This window comes from Shivajiella indica (assembly GCF_042683085.1).
Lineage (GTDB): Bacteria > Bacteroidota > Bacteroidia > Cytophagales > Cyclobacteriaceae > Shivajiella > Shivajiella indica.
Map to the genome: position 1 here is coordinate 389,768 of NZ_JBHUIV010000010.1, position 12,229 is coordinate 401,996.

The window sequence follows — 12,229 nt, forward strand, 5'->3', positions numbered from 1 at the left end:
CACAAACTTATTCTGTCGTTTTGAAGTTCCTTAACACAAATCGCTGAATGCTTACCACGATTTGTTTTTAACAGTAGCACTCTGGGCCTATGCCTCACAGCCGTCAACTCGATTGTGCGTTAGTATTTTTTTCAATGCCATTTATCAAATGTTTTTCCGTTAAATTTATAAATGCAACCTTCTGCTATTCCAAGTAATAAGTTTTGTCTTTGCCTTCGGATATACTCAAAATCATTTGAGGTTTCGGTTTTTTGTCAACGGTATAGTTTGTCAGCGTTATTCCACCATATTTCCAAGCACCTGAATCCCTATCTCCAAACCAAATGTTTCCTTCTGAATCTTCTTCCATGGCAAAAACAGCTTGCAGCCCGGTGTTTCTAGAAAATTGTTGTGATTTAATGTTTGCTTCATCATTCGGTTTAGCAAGGTAACCGTCTAAATTCATTGCGATGTATAATATTAATGGTCATTTTTTATTTGCAATTTCCAATTAAATGAGGTTTCTGTTTCTTCTGCTTTGATAAAGTTATTCTTTTGAAGAACTTTGAACGATGCCGTATTCTTCTTGTCTGTGGAAGCTGTGATTGACCTAATCAAAGGTTGTGTTTTTGCCCAATCAATAATTCCACCAACAATTTCTGTCATATATCCTTTTCCCTGAAACTCCTCATAAGTTCCATACCCGATTTCTATTTCTCCGTCTGCATTTGGTTCTCCAACAATGCATAGGTCACCAATCATTTTATTTTCAGTTTTTGAAATTGCTGTCCAAAGTGTGGAATACAGATAATTTTTTGTCTCTTCCGCAACATTTGGCATAATTGTTTGCTCCAATGCCTCTTTTAGTTCTGCAGAAATTGTCCTTGAGGTTTCATTCAAATTTAGTTCAGCTTCCAATGAGTTGTCGCATTTAGCGTATTTCACCAGTTGTTTGTACGTCAATGGTTTTAAAATTAGTCTTGCCGTTTCTATCATTTTAGTCACTTAGTTTTGATCAGTTTGTCTTTTTAGCCCGAAAACGTCGTTTTGCTATTACTCGAAGGTGGCGATTTCGAAGCACTGCACTGTCAACCAAGCGCAAACTTTGATAGAAGTTCAATCCCGAGGTATCGGGATGTTTTAACCACTGAACTGCCACTTTTGGGTAGGTGGTGTGTGCCTTGTTTTTTTAATCTTTAGCTTCGGCCGCAATGTCAAATAATTTTATTGTTATATCTGATACTATTTGCATTGCACCCGAAGTATTTGACATCACTACGATTGTTGTTTTTTCCTTAGGTAAGAGCATTAAAAATGTGGAAGCACCTGTTTGGGTTCCATTGTGTCCATAAACATTTCCATATTTCGGATTTTCACCATATAAATACCAACCCAAACCATAACCATTTCCTTTAGTTTTTAGCAATGGATTTTCAGTCATCATTTTAAATGTTGATTCTTTCAGTAAAGTATTATTCAGAATTGCGTCTCCAAATTTTAACATATCTGTTACTGTCGAATAAAATCCCCCTCCAGGAATTCTGTCACTTAAATTTGTTTGTTTCGCTTCTTTAATTCTTCCATTTGAATCTTTGTGATAAATCATTGATTTATTTGGGATTTCTTTATTGAAATATTCAATTCCCGTATTTGTCATTTTGGCTTTATCCCAAATGTTTGTTTGTAAATAGGATTCATAACTCATTCCTGAAACCTTTTCAATAATGAGTCCCAAAACCACATAGCCATATGTTGTATAATTAAAAGATTCCCCAGGTGTGGCAATCAAAATCCTGTCTTTAAATATGGAAACAGCGTCTTCTAAATTAGCATAGTTGGTTTCGTTTTCTTGTTCTTTGTTATTCTTATATCCGTCAATACCTGAAGAATGTTGCAAAAGTTGTCTAATGGTAATGTCTCCTTCTTTCTTTTTCGGAAAAGCCGGCAAGTAGGTCTGAATGGGTTCGTCTAAATTTAATTTCCCTTTCTCATAAAGTTGGAGTATTGCAATTGCTGTCATTGGTTTGCTTATAGAGGCAATTCTTGTTTTAGTAAGAGTGTCAAATGCTATTTTATTTTTTAAATCACAATATCCTGCACCTTGTTGCCATTTTATTTCTTTATTAATACAGAAACCTGCCACAATACCAATAGTTTGATTATCATTTATAGCACTTTGAATGAGGTCGTTTGCCTTCGTTTGAAAATTCTTTTCTTGTCCAAAGAGGTTAATGGTTTGAAAAAGTATTGCAATGATTATTAGTTTCTTCATTTTGTTGCGTTTCGGTTTATTAAAATAAGGCATAACTTATTTATAACACCTACTTTTCCATACTTATTCAACCACAATTTATTAGTTTGGCTTAGGTTTTGTTATCTTTTCAATCTACTAAAAAATTCTTTAATCAGAAAGCATCCTGGAAAGATCAGAAGGCAATTGTCAGGAAAATTTGTGATGCATTGGGGATTAGATAAAAATTAGGGTATTCAAGTAGTAGTGCGGCTTCCCGAAGCGCACATTTTTTTTGACTAATTTCTCTGTGTCAAACAAGATAAAACTCTTAAGGCATGTCTGCTTCTAAAAATGTTTAATCCGAGGGGTTTAAAATCAGATTTGATTGCTTGATTCCTGCCCTTGAACGGTCCCTGCAGTCAGAACAAGAAAAAGGAAAAAAACACGTCTGAACAGGGCCATGACGAAACTTACTCCTTTCTGTTGGTCCACGAAAAGAATTTGCTGAATCCTACGCCAAACATCCAGCTGTCATAAGCATCAATTTTGTTGTCGTACAAAAAATTAAGACTTAGCTCAATTCCATGCTGCAGTTCAAACCCATATTCAATGCCTGTATTTATAACGGTAAAACTCTCATGTTTTTCAAATTCACGTCCTACCCCTAATGATATAGTTAAATTTCTTACAGGCTTAAACAAAAATTCTCCAGTTACGATCACTGGAAAGGACCGTTCTATAATGACATTTTCTTGGCTTTTTTCAATTTTATATTGTTGAAGAATAAAAGTGTTATGGAGACCGATACCAATTTTATGATTGAACCAGTAATCATAATTGATACCCCAGGCCGGTACAATAAACACACTGTTCTGATCTGCAATATTGTCCGCTGCAGGAATAAAAGCGTTTGCCATTAATATTGTCAGACGGTGCTTATTGGATGCTTCATTTTCATCCTCATCCACTGATTCTGTCTGACCCATTACGCGCATGGATGTTAAAAGAACCGTCAGGATTATTATTGTTCCGATATTTAATGACCACTTCATTTAACTATCCACGGTGCTATATTATTAGAACTGCTTATTCAAGTTGTGGTACTCAATTTTGGCCATATACGGAAAGTAAGGCAATACTTCTATAAGTCCCTTTGTTGTGGATTCATCAAGGTTTTTGAAATTCAAAACGGCATCTTTTTTTGAAACCGAAATAAAAAAGCTCTCCAAAAAGCCTTCTTCCTTCCATCGGGCCACGAATTCCATTTCCTTTTTCGGCAATTCGGGATTTGATTTGATTGTTTCTATTCCATTATCCGAAAGGGTAATCATTACCATTATTCTGTTCATATTTTCGTCTTTATATCTTTTCGTTGTTTGAGACCCAATCAATAAATGTCAGGCGCGTTTGTTAGTGTTTGAGCATCTTTGCACTCATAGCAAAAAGGAATACGGCGGCAGGAACTATCAGCATGGTCCACTCTAATGGTCCAGTCGTTCGGATTACATGTGTACCGAAAGTGATTAATAACGTTAACAAAATGGCATTCCAGGTTAAGTGCTTTAACTGAAAGAAATCGTCTACTTTCAGCCATGGCAAAGTAATTTTATTGAAGCCTTTGAAATCAGGATAAAACAATTTCATAAAGCCCAATGAAAGGATAAGGAAGAGAAAAGCGACTAAAAACAAATCGAGTGACTCGATTATTTCAAGCCCAGGCTTCCCCGCAATCCCATCAGCATACAAAATAGCGTAGGCATGAATTGTCTTATAAACCCCTATGCCAGCGGTGAAGAGAAAATTCGCAAACATGGTCAAGGAGATGACCAAGACTGTGGTTTTGAATATCCAGTTCATAGATTGATTTTGCTTTCCTGGTCTATTGCGCTCAATGATCCCCAATCAGACTTCTGCTTAAGAGCGAGTCGTAATGTCCCCGATGATCAAAGACGTCGTTGGCTTTGGCATACTTCAACCAGTCATTAACCAATGAATCCCGAATTGATGGAAATTGCTGAGAAAGATCATTGATTTCTCCCGGATCTCTTTCAAGATCAAATAGTTGCCACTCTCCTGTACTGAAGGGTTCAGGCAATCTCAGAATTTTCCATTTGCCCTTGATGAAGGCTTTTCTTTCAAACAATTCCCAGCCCATTCCTGCACCGTCAGCATGAACTTCCTGGGCTGTTCCGGTAAGTACCGGCAGCAATGATTTTCCTATTGGTTGTCTAACTGCTTTGTCTTTGAACTGTGCAGGATATGATACCTCAGCAAGTTCTAAAACAGTAGGCATGAGATCCGTTACATGTACAAAACTTCTGTTCCACTGTCCGGGATTTGGCGCGACGTTAGGGAGTTTAATCATCAAAGGAGCTCTGATTCCTCCCTCTGAAGCAAAACTCTTGAACAACCTGAATGGTGATGATGAAGCTTGGGCCCATCCAGGACCCATTTCAACAAATGAGTTTGGTAATCCGCGATTATCCAATTCGTTGTTGAAAGTGCCCAAGTATTTTCCATCTGCATTACCTGGGTACGTTGTGGCCATTACGCCATTAGCTCCATTGTCCGACATGAATACAATCAATGTATTGTCATACATACCCTGCTTCTTGAGGTAATCGAGCAGGCGACCAATACTCATATCGAGGTATTCAATCATCGCAGCATACACTTCCATATCTTTGGCAAACTCCGCCTTTTGTTCAGAATTTAGCGTTGACCATTCGGGAATACCACTTGGGGCAAAGGAGTTGACATCCGCTGAGATAATTCCCAAAGCCTTCAGATTATTGAGCCTAAGTACCCGCAGTGAATCCCATCCTGAATCGAATTTGCCTTTGTACTTTTCAATGTACTCCTTTGGCGCCTGCAGCGGATCATGTGGGGCTGTGTAAGAAGCGTAGATGAAAAATGGCTTTTGATCTCCTTTATTTTTGTCAATGTAATGAATAAGGGTGTCGGTATAGTTTTTAGTCGAGTAAAAATCAGCAGGAAGGGTTGTGATTTTTTTTCCGTTCACCCTATAGTCCATTACCTGAGGCGGTGACAAAGGATTTTGGTCGGCATAGTGACTTCCCCCACCCTGAAGAAGCGTAAATGATTCCTCAAAGCCGCGATCAGAGGGGATTTGTCCTTCTCCGTCTCCAAGGTGCCATTTGCCGGCCATGTAGGTGTGATAGCCCCTCTCCTTCAACAGTTCTGGGATTGTCACCACCTGATTGTTCAAATGTCCGGAGTATCCGGGGAGATTTGCCACTGCCGGATAACTGACTTCACTCATGATTCCCACTCCCGCTACGTGGTTATCATTACCTGTAAGTAATGCGGAGCGTGTTGGGGAACAGGTAGGCAACACATAAAAATTTGAAAAGAGCATTCCCTGCTTACTGAATTGGTCCAGTACAGGTGTATTGATGTTTCCGCCAAAGGGGCCAATGTCACTGAATCCCAGATCGTCTGCAACAATCAAAAGGATGTTGGGCCTTTGGGGCGGTTTCTCTTCGTTTTGTTTTTGGCTACATGCTGCCAACCCTGCAAGAATAAATAGGAATAGTTTTTTCATATCTTGTATTTAAATCAGTTCATCACTTTTTTTCAGGTTGGGGAGGAAAATCAGCAAGAATTTTCTCCACGGCAGCAGGAATCTCAGTTTCAGCTTTTTTTAATCCTGTATCGATTTCCTTGTTACCAGTGCTTTGCCAAATCAGGTGCTTTGAAGAAGCATCAATGATATCGATCACCAGTGATCCTTCTCTAAGTTCTGAAACACTATAAACCGTAGATCCTGCATAGGACGGCCCCCATCTATACGGCCTGTAATAACCTCCATAGTTGTAATAATTGGTTGAAGTCAACTGCTTTTCTTCTGTTACGATAGCCGTTGCATTAACCAAAAGGTCTGGATTATTTAGATCTTCTTTAAACCCTTTTTTGAGCATCTCATCTCTTATGGCATTAATTATTCTCTGTTGGTTGAGTTCACTTAATCCTGGGCCCTTGTCGGTAAGCTGATAAAATGAAAAAGATTTAAACTTGCTAAAGTCGGTTTTGGTATTATAATCTGTGATGACCCTCAGTGGTGAACTACAGGCAAGCACCATACAGTTCAACAGTAGAAGCAAGATGATTTTAGTTGTGACTTTCATATTTATCGGATTTTAAGATATAGCTTTACTTTATTCGAATGGTATAATCCTGATTTTTTGCGTCAATATTCATTTTTTGCGCTGGAAGGTTCAGCATAGTTGTTGATAAGTGGTTTGTCCCATCACTGAATTTCTCATAATTCAATTTCCCCTCTATTTTATCCTGGCCCAATAAACTTGTAAATTCTTTGTATGTAAACATGTGGGTGTCTGGGTCAACACCTACCATCAATCGGTCACCCTTCACATGAACGTCATCAGCGACAGCTTCAATCAATCCGTTCTTTTCAGTTACCGTGGCCTTGCTAAAAAAATCCAACAACTCACCCTTTGTCATAAAGGTATAATCTAAGGCGATTTTAAGGGCCTTTTCGATATATTCCATCTTATCTTCAGCAGCACTCGCTTGGGCTTTGCCCCGAAATCCCGGCTTTTTTTCGACAGTAGTTTCAGCATCTACTATTTTGGTTTCAAGCTCTCCATTTGCGGAATAACTGAATTCAGTGATTGTTGTCAATTTTAACTGACTTTCAATAAACACATCTGACCTTCGCTTCCAGATGTATTCTTTTAATTTAAGCTGATTGGCTTCTTCTGCCTTTGAAATATTCAACGATAATGTTTCTTTATCAATTTGGGCCTGAAGCTGAAAACTAGAAACAAAAAAAACAGAATGTAATAAAATGGTTTTTATGATTTTCATGGAGTTTGGAATAGGTTATTGTTTCATTATAGCTTCTGTCATTTGCTTCTTTTGTGTTGCCCTCTTATAGTAATATTCATTAAGCTGCATTAAATTCGCCCATACCTTCTTTCTAAACTTTTGAAACAAGGTTGAACTCAAACGATAATCAATACAGAGAATTTTAAGATTTGAATCATCATTGTATGGCTGAGTTTTTTTAGTTTTAAAGTCCAAAAATTTTAAAACAATCAGCTGAAGTTCTTGCTAAATCAGCATTTCCTATAGAATTAAAAACGAAATTATAATTTTGTATTTTCAGATACCAATCATTCCAGTTAATTAACCGTTAAATGAAATCGTCCCCATCTATCAGTCAGAAAGAAATTAATGATCAGTTGGACCGGATACTATCATTTCCGGTATTTAGCAATTCCATGATATTATCAGGCTTTCTTACATTCATTGTGGAAGAAACATTGGAGGGGAGGGAAAATTTACTTAAGGAATATACAATTGGGACTAACGTGCTTGCAAAAAAGGTTGGTTACGATCCGCAGTTGGATGCTTCGGTAAGAATTCATGCAGGGAGGCTTAGAAGGGCCTTAAATGAATATTACAGCGGTCCAGGTTATAATGATCCTATTATTATTTCCGTTCCAAAAGGTGCATACATACCAAATTTTGAGTTGATTACTCCATCAATTGTCCAGAGCCCAATTCAAACTCTAAAAGTTATTTTCAAACCTACTTTGGCTGTAATACCATTTCATTGCTTGGGAGAAAACGATCTGCAAAATTTAGCTGATGGATTGTGTGATCAGATCTGTACGGAATTCACAAATTTTAATGAAATAACGGTGGTTTCTTATTATTCCTCGCGAAAAATCGCTTCACAGGGAATTGATTCAAAAGAAGCCGGACAGTTGTTGGATGCTACCTACCTAATAACTGGAAGTATTCAATCAAACAAAAATTTAATTCGTGTTCGTGTGCAACTTATTAAAAGTGCTACTGACCATCAGGTATGGGCCAGTTCATATGAAAGGGAAAGATCAGCAATGGGCACTTTTACCATTCAGGATGATATTGTAAAGCATGTAATAAATCAGATTGGAGGCAGTCATGGAATTATTTTTAGGGAAGCAGCTAAGGCATCTCCTATTAAGCATGCACTGGATGTAAAGGTCTATGATGCTGTTTTTTGGTATTACTACTTGCTAAATGATCTAAATGAAGAAACATTTAAGAAAGGGTTGGTGGTCATGCAAAATACCGTTCAGTTTGATCCCCAATATGCTTTAGGATGGGCCATTCTTGGGGAGACCTATGTTGCAGGATTTTTTTTTGGTTATGATTGCTCAGTTTTGGCCCCATTGGAAGAAGGTGTGAAGTGCGGAAAAAAGGCACTAAGCATTGACCCCCGTTGCCAACATGCTTATCAAACACTTGGCCTTGCCTACCTTTTTCAACATAGACCAAAAGACTGCCTGCTAATTATTGATCAATGGTTAAATTTAAAGTCGAAATCTACTGGCATTGCCGGAGGATTGGGATTTTGTTTGATTTGTGCCGGCGAATATGAACGAGGATATAGCTTGTTGAGTGAATCCATCCAGGTTAATCCATATTATCCGTGGTGGTTTAATGCAGGTCTAAGTATTTATCACTTTCAAAGGAATGAATATGAAGATGCCGTCTATTGGGCAGAGAAAATGCAAAGGCAAAGTATAGTCTGGGAGTTAATATTGAAAGCTGTTTCTTATGTCGAAATGGAAAATTTTAGTGCCGTTAAAATTTGTACTCAAGAACTGGTTCAAATTATTCCTGATTTTTGGGCTATATCCAAGCAAATTCTAGGTTCCTTTCTGCAATCGGAAGAAATGATCAATCGCTTGTTTAAAACTTTGAAAAAAGCCGATCTATAAAAATTGGAAATGGATTCATGTTTATTGACCCATTGTCAAAGATTCACTCATTATTTTTTTATGATATTCTGTATTTATTTAAACTTTATTGATTCGCCAATTGTAATAGATATACATTTTCTACATTTGGGTAGATGAAAACATTCCTGAAATTTTTGAAATATATCATGCTAATCTTCCTCAGTATCATTCTGCTTTTAGCAATAGGGATATTTCTTTTTTTGCTCCACCCAAAATCAGGAAAGGCTCCCAGCGGTGAGCGTTTGGCTAAATTCCAGCAATCTCCCAATTTTAAAAACGGGAAGTTTGAGAATTTCACTTTTACCCCCATGTTTGCGGAAGGCACTTCCATGATGGGATTACTCTATGACCAACTCTTCAAAAAACACCCTGATCGAGAGCCAAATGGCTTTATTCCATCTGTAAAAATTGACCTGCACCAGTTGGAAAGGGAAGAAAATATCCTGATCTGGTTTGGACATTCTTCTTATTTCATGCAAATTGAGGGGAAAAGGTTTTTAATAGACCCTGTATTTAGCGGCAATGCTTCACCGGTTCCGGGAAGTGTAAAAGCTTTCCAAGGGACCGATCCTTACACAGTTGCTGATATACCTGAAATTGATTATTTACTGATTACCCACGACCATTATGACCATTTGGATTATGAAACAATAAGAGACATTAAGCATAATGTTAAAAAAGTGATCTGTGGACTGGGTGTGGGATCCCATTTGGAGTATTGGGGTTATGCTTCAAATATGATCATTGAAAAAGATTGGGATCAAACCATTGAATTCCAGGACCTGAAAATCCATACTGCAAAGGCAAGACATTTTTCAGGGCGGACTTTTTCAAGAAACAATACCTTATGGTTGTCTTTTGTGGTGGAAACTCCAATCCGAAAAATCTATGTGGGAGGAGACAGTGGATATGATACCCATTTGGCTGAAATCGGTGCCTTGCACGGTCCCATCGATCTGGCCATTTTGGACAATGGACAATATAATCAGGCCTGGAGAAATATTCATTTTTTCCCGGAAGAAACGGTCAAAGCAGCATTGGACCTCAAAGCCAAAAGCTTGATGCCGGTCCATTCTTCAAAATTTGCACTGTCCATGCATCCCTGGTATGAACCTATTTCCGAGGTGTATCAATTCAGTAAGCAATACCAAATGCAGCTGAAAACTCCCATAATTGGAGAGAAGGTATGGCTGGATGATGCAAATCAGGTATTTACAAACTGGTGGGAAGAAGTGGATTAAAATCAGAAATTAGTCCGCCTATTTGCTAAGAATTAAGATCCTGGCCAAAGGTCAACAGATTATTATCCGGATCAAGCAAGGAAAACTCCCATTGTCCCCAAGGTTTGGCTTCTAAAGGTCCATTGGGATGTATTTTCACATGATTATTGACAAAAGACTGGTAAACCTTATGGATATCATTGGTCCTAATGTAAACCTGCCCGTAGTTTTCATTTGGGTTAAGGGCTTTAAATTCGAAAAAATGGATTTGAATATTGTCTTTGTACAACATAAGGTAACCCTCGTAGTCTGCATTCCCAAATACCTGAAAACCCAATCCCTTGATGTAAAAATCTTTTGTTTTAGCCTTGTCGCGCATAGGTAATTTTGGATGGATGGCCGTTAACATGATAGATAAAAATTATGATTGAAAACCTTTCCTTAATCTATACCATTTACTTTAATTAATGAAAAAATGATCGAAAAAAATATGAATCTGTAGCACTCAGCCTGAACTTTGCGTCTTAGATTAAAAATAACAGCTATGAGAAAACACCTGAATTTATTTGCCGCGGTAATTTTTATCGCTTTTTCGGCTTTTTTGTGTGAAAGCAACAATCCATCAGAAGTCCTGTTGGATGCGGATTGCTTTGATAGTTCTAAGGTTAAGCATGATGTAGCCTGCATTGCGCTATATGATCCAGTCTGTGGTTGTGACAATAAAACTTATGGCAACAGTTGTGAAGCTATCAACAGTGGAATTTTGAAGTTTACCAGTGGGGAGTGTAAATAGTTTAAAAGCTCTTGTTAAAAGTCACTCTGGATTCTAAGCTTTTTTCTCCATTTGCCGGTATTTAATTCCCTGCAAATGAAGTCCCAAAGATGCCGACAGCAAGTTCGGCCCAAATGAGAAAAAACAATATCAAAACCATTGCCACGAGGATAATTCTATGTTGTATCCGTTGGATTTTCCTGAAAATTAGTTCAACCAACAAAGCCAAACCGAGCAATAATGCACCCATCTTCACAAAATCCATAAAGCTCCATTTTACTTCTTCCGTAAATTGCATGAAGATCAGAGGAGCGAGTAACAGCAGGATCACTATAATCAGAAGTAATGGCAATCTTTTGTTTTTCATTGGCTTGTTTATTTAAGAAGCAATTGGGCAGATTGCTTTTGATATCCCTATTTTTTAAACATAGGCCCTTTTCCATCATTTGGAAAGCCTTATGTACAAAAGTACAAGAAAGTCAAAGCATTATAGGTCAAAAAATATATAAAAATTATGGCTTTTGATGGTTTTAAGTCAAAAAATCAATAGTATTATAAATCCTAAATAATTAGGAGAGGGAAGTATCAGCATCTTGGTTGAACTACCTGAATTTCTTTAAAGAATTTTCCTTTATAATTTTCTTGATCTACCAAATCCATAATCCACTGAATCGGAATGAAACCTTATCTCACACCTGAGGAATCAGAATCCCTGTTAAAAATCGTAGCCACCCGTTTCCAAAAAAACATGAATCGCCACCGGGATATTGAATGGGAGAGGGTTGAGGAAAAGTTATTGGCCAATCCCCCAAAACTTTGGTCTTTGAATCAGATGGAGCTGACAGGCGGGGAGCCGGATGTGGTAGGGGTGGATGGAATAAGCGGCGAATTCCTGATATACGATTGTGCATCAGAAAGTCCCAAAGGTCGCAGAAGTGTTTGCTATGATCCTAAGGCTTTGGCATCTAGAAAAGAATATAAACCTTATCATTCTGCATTAGGAATGGCGGCGGAGATGGGAATTGAAGTTTTAAATGAAGACGAGTACAGATTCTTGCAACAATTGGGAAAATTTGATGCAAAAACTTCCAGCTGGTTAAAAACACCGGATGATATAAGGAATCTTGGTGGAGCTATTTTTGGGGATTGGCGCTATGGCCAGGTTTTTATCTATCATAATGGGGCAGAATCCTATTATGCATCAAGAGGATTCAGGGGATCTTTGAGGGTATGATTCACCATTTTA

15 protein-coding genes are annotated in these 12,229 nt (G+C 37.9%); 4 read left to right on the forward strand and 11 right to left on the reverse strand.

Features of this window, described 5'->3' with window-relative positions; all coding sequences use genetic code 11:
• Positions 1–184: 184 nt before the first annotated feature.
• The 9 genes from ACFSKV_RS05025 to ACFSKV_RS05065 form a co-directional block, all read right to left on the reverse strand.
• Complete coding sequence (locus ACFSKV_RS05025; protein WP_380800799.1) at positions 185–445, reverse strand: two-component regulator propeller domain-containing protein; 261 nt, start codon at positions 443–445, stop codon at positions 185–187.
• A gap of 14 nt (positions 446–459) precedes the next feature.
• Entirely contained in the window at positions 460–975 is a 516-nt protein-coding gene (locus tag ACFSKV_RS05030; RefSeq protein WP_380800800.1) for a GNAT family N-acetyltransferase, read from the reverse strand.
• 193 nt (positions 976–1,168) lie between these two features.
• Positions 1,169–2,251 (reverse strand): serine hydrolase domain-containing protein, encoded by a 1,083-nt coding sequence (locus tag ACFSKV_RS05035; protein WP_380800801.1) that lies wholly within the window; start codon positions 2,249–2,251, stop codon positions 1,169–1,171.
• Positions 2,252–2,682: 431 nt separating this feature from the next.
• Positions 2,683–3,264 (reverse strand): hypothetical protein, encoded by a 582-nt coding sequence (locus tag ACFSKV_RS05040; RefSeq protein WP_380800802.1) that lies wholly within the window; start codon positions 3,262–3,264, stop codon positions 2,683–2,685.
• A 24-nt stretch (positions 3,265–3,288) separates the two neighbouring features.
• A complete protein-coding gene (locus tag ACFSKV_RS05045; RefSeq protein ID WP_380800803.1) occupies positions 3,289–3,561 on the reverse strand; it encodes a hypothetical protein in 273 nt (90 codons plus the stop codon).
• A gap of 61 nt (positions 3,562–3,622) precedes the next feature.
• Positions 3,623–4,069 (reverse strand): YqhA family protein, encoded by a 447-nt coding sequence (locus ACFSKV_RS05050; RefSeq protein ID WP_380800804.1) that lies wholly within the window; start codon positions 4,067–4,069, stop codon positions 3,623–3,625.
• Between the two features lie 31 nt (positions 4,070–4,100).
• Positions 4,101–5,777, reverse strand: coding sequence for an arylsulfatase (locus ACFSKV_RS05055; RefSeq protein ID WP_380800806.1), 1,677 nt, complete (start codon positions 5,775–5,777; stop codon positions 4,101–4,103).
• A 22-nt stretch (positions 5,778–5,799) separates the two neighbouring features.
• Positions 5,800–6,360, reverse strand: coding sequence for a DUF4136 domain-containing protein (locus ACFSKV_RS05060; RefSeq protein ID WP_380800807.1), 561 nt, complete (start codon positions 6,358–6,360; stop codon positions 5,800–5,802).
• Positions 6,361–6,385: 25 nt separating this feature from the next.
• A complete protein-coding gene (locus tag ACFSKV_RS05065) occupies positions 6,386–7,063 on the reverse strand; it encodes a hypothetical protein (RefSeq protein ID WP_380800808.1) in 678 nt (225 codons plus the stop codon).
• A gap of 332 nt (positions 7,064–7,395) precedes the next feature.
• Between ACFSKV_RS05065 and ACFSKV_RS05070 the strand changes: the two genes are divergently transcribed.
• Both ACFSKV_RS05070 and ACFSKV_RS05075 read left to right on the forward strand, forming a co-directional pair.
• Positions 7,396–8,970 (forward strand): tetratricopeptide repeat protein, encoded by a 1,575-nt coding sequence (locus tag ACFSKV_RS05070; protein ID WP_380800809.1) that lies wholly within the window; start codon positions 7,396–7,398, stop codon positions 8,968–8,970.
• Between the two features lie 167 nt (positions 8,971–9,137).
• The gene (locus ACFSKV_RS05075; protein ID WP_380800810.1) at positions 9,138–10,232 is read left to right on the forward strand and encodes an MBL fold metallo-hydrolase; all 1,095 of its coding nucleotides are present in this window, start codon (positions 9,138–9,140) and stop codon (positions 10,230–10,232) included.
• A 25-nt stretch (positions 10,233–10,257) separates the two neighbouring features.
• On the opposite strand, the gene ACFSKV_RS05080 is transcribed toward ACFSKV_RS05075, so the two are convergent.
• Positions 10,258–10,620, reverse strand: coding sequence for a bleomycin resistance protein (locus tag ACFSKV_RS05080; RefSeq protein ID WP_380800811.1), 363 nt, complete (start codon positions 10,618–10,620; stop codon positions 10,258–10,260).
• 135 nt (positions 10,621–10,755) lie between these two features.
• On the opposite strand from ACFSKV_RS05080, the gene ACFSKV_RS05085 reads away from it, so the two are divergent.
• Complete coding sequence (locus tag ACFSKV_RS05085) at positions 10,756–11,004, forward strand: Kazal-type serine protease inhibitor family protein (protein ID WP_380800812.1); 249 nt, start codon at positions 10,756–10,758, stop codon at positions 11,002–11,004.
• Between the two features lie 61 nt (positions 11,005–11,065).
• Here ACFSKV_RS05085 and ACFSKV_RS05090 read toward each other — a convergent pair whose 3' ends face one another.
• Positions 11,066–11,350 (reverse strand): hypothetical protein, encoded by a 285-nt coding sequence (locus ACFSKV_RS05090; protein ID WP_380800813.1) that lies wholly within the window; start codon positions 11,348–11,350, stop codon positions 11,066–11,068.
• 309 nt (positions 11,351–11,659) lie between these two features.
• On the opposite strand from ACFSKV_RS05090, the gene ACFSKV_RS05095 reads away from it, so the two are divergent.
• On the forward strand, positions 11,660–12,217 hold the full coding sequence (locus ACFSKV_RS05095) for a DUF4256 domain-containing protein (RefSeq protein ID WP_380800814.1): 558 nt from the start codon (positions 11,660–11,662) through the stop codon (positions 12,215–12,217).
• Positions 12,218–12,229: the final 12 nt, after the last annotated feature.

What these genes read in the sequence shown, in the direction of transcription:
- ACFSKV_RS05065 (WP_380800808.1), bottom strand. Translation starts at nt 7,063, where the DNA reads ATGAAAATCATAAAAACCATTTTATTACATTCTGTTTTTTTTGTTTCT.
- ACFSKV_RS05080 (WP_380800811.1), bottom strand. Translation starts at nt 10,620, where the DNA reads ATGTTAACGGCCATCCATCCAAAATTACCTATGCGCGACAAGGCTAAA.
- ACFSKV_RS05040 (WP_380800802.1), bottom strand. Translation starts at nt 3,264, where the DNA reads ATGAAGTGGTCATTAAATATCGGAACAATAATAATCCTGACGGTTCTT.
- ACFSKV_RS05060 (WP_380800807.1), bottom strand. Translation starts at nt 6,360, where the DNA reads ATGAAAGTCACAACTAAAATCATCTTGCTTCTACTGTTGAACTGTATG.
- ACFSKV_RS05030 (WP_380800800.1), bottom strand. Translation starts at nt 975, where the DNA reads ATGATAGAAACGGCAAGACTAATTTTAAAACCATTGACGTACAAACAA.
- ACFSKV_RS05090 (WP_380800813.1), bottom strand. Translation starts at nt 11,350, where the DNA reads ATGAAAAACAAAAGATTGCCATTACTTCTGATTATAGTGATCCTGCTG.
- ACFSKV_RS05070 (WP_380800809.1), top strand. Translation starts at nt 7,396, where the DNA reads ATGAAATCGTCCCCATCTATCAGTCAGAAAGAAATTAATGATCAGTTG.
- ACFSKV_RS05095 (WP_380800814.1), top strand. Translation starts at nt 11,660, where the DNA reads ATGAAACCTTATCTCACACCTGAGGAATCAGAATCCCTGTTAAAAATC.
- ACFSKV_RS05045 (WP_380800803.1), bottom strand. Translation starts at nt 3,561, where the DNA reads ATGAACAGAATAATGGTAATGATTACCCTTTCGGATAATGGAATAGAA.
- ACFSKV_RS05055 (WP_380800806.1), bottom strand. Translation starts at nt 5,777, where the DNA reads ATGAAAAAACTATTCCTATTTATTCTTGCAGGGTTGGCAGCATGTAGC.
- ACFSKV_RS05025 (WP_380800799.1), bottom strand. Translation starts at nt 445, where the DNA reads ATGAATTTAGACGGTTACCTTGCTAAACCGAATGATGAAGCAAACATT.
- ACFSKV_RS05035 (WP_380800801.1), bottom strand. Translation starts at nt 2,251, where the DNA reads ATGAAGAAACTAATAATCATTGCAATACTTTTTCAAACCATTAACCTC.
- ACFSKV_RS05050 (WP_380800804.1), bottom strand. Translation starts at nt 4,069, where the DNA reads ATGAACTGGATATTCAAAACCACAGTCTTGGTCATCTCCTTGACCATG.
- ACFSKV_RS05075 (WP_380800810.1), top strand. Translation starts at nt 9,138, where the DNA reads ATGCTAATCTTCCTCAGTATCATTCTGCTTTTAGCAATAGGGATATTT.
- ACFSKV_RS05085 (WP_380800812.1), top strand. Translation starts at nt 10,756, where the DNA reads ATGAGAAAACACCTGAATTTATTTGCCGCGGTAATTTTTATCGCTTTT.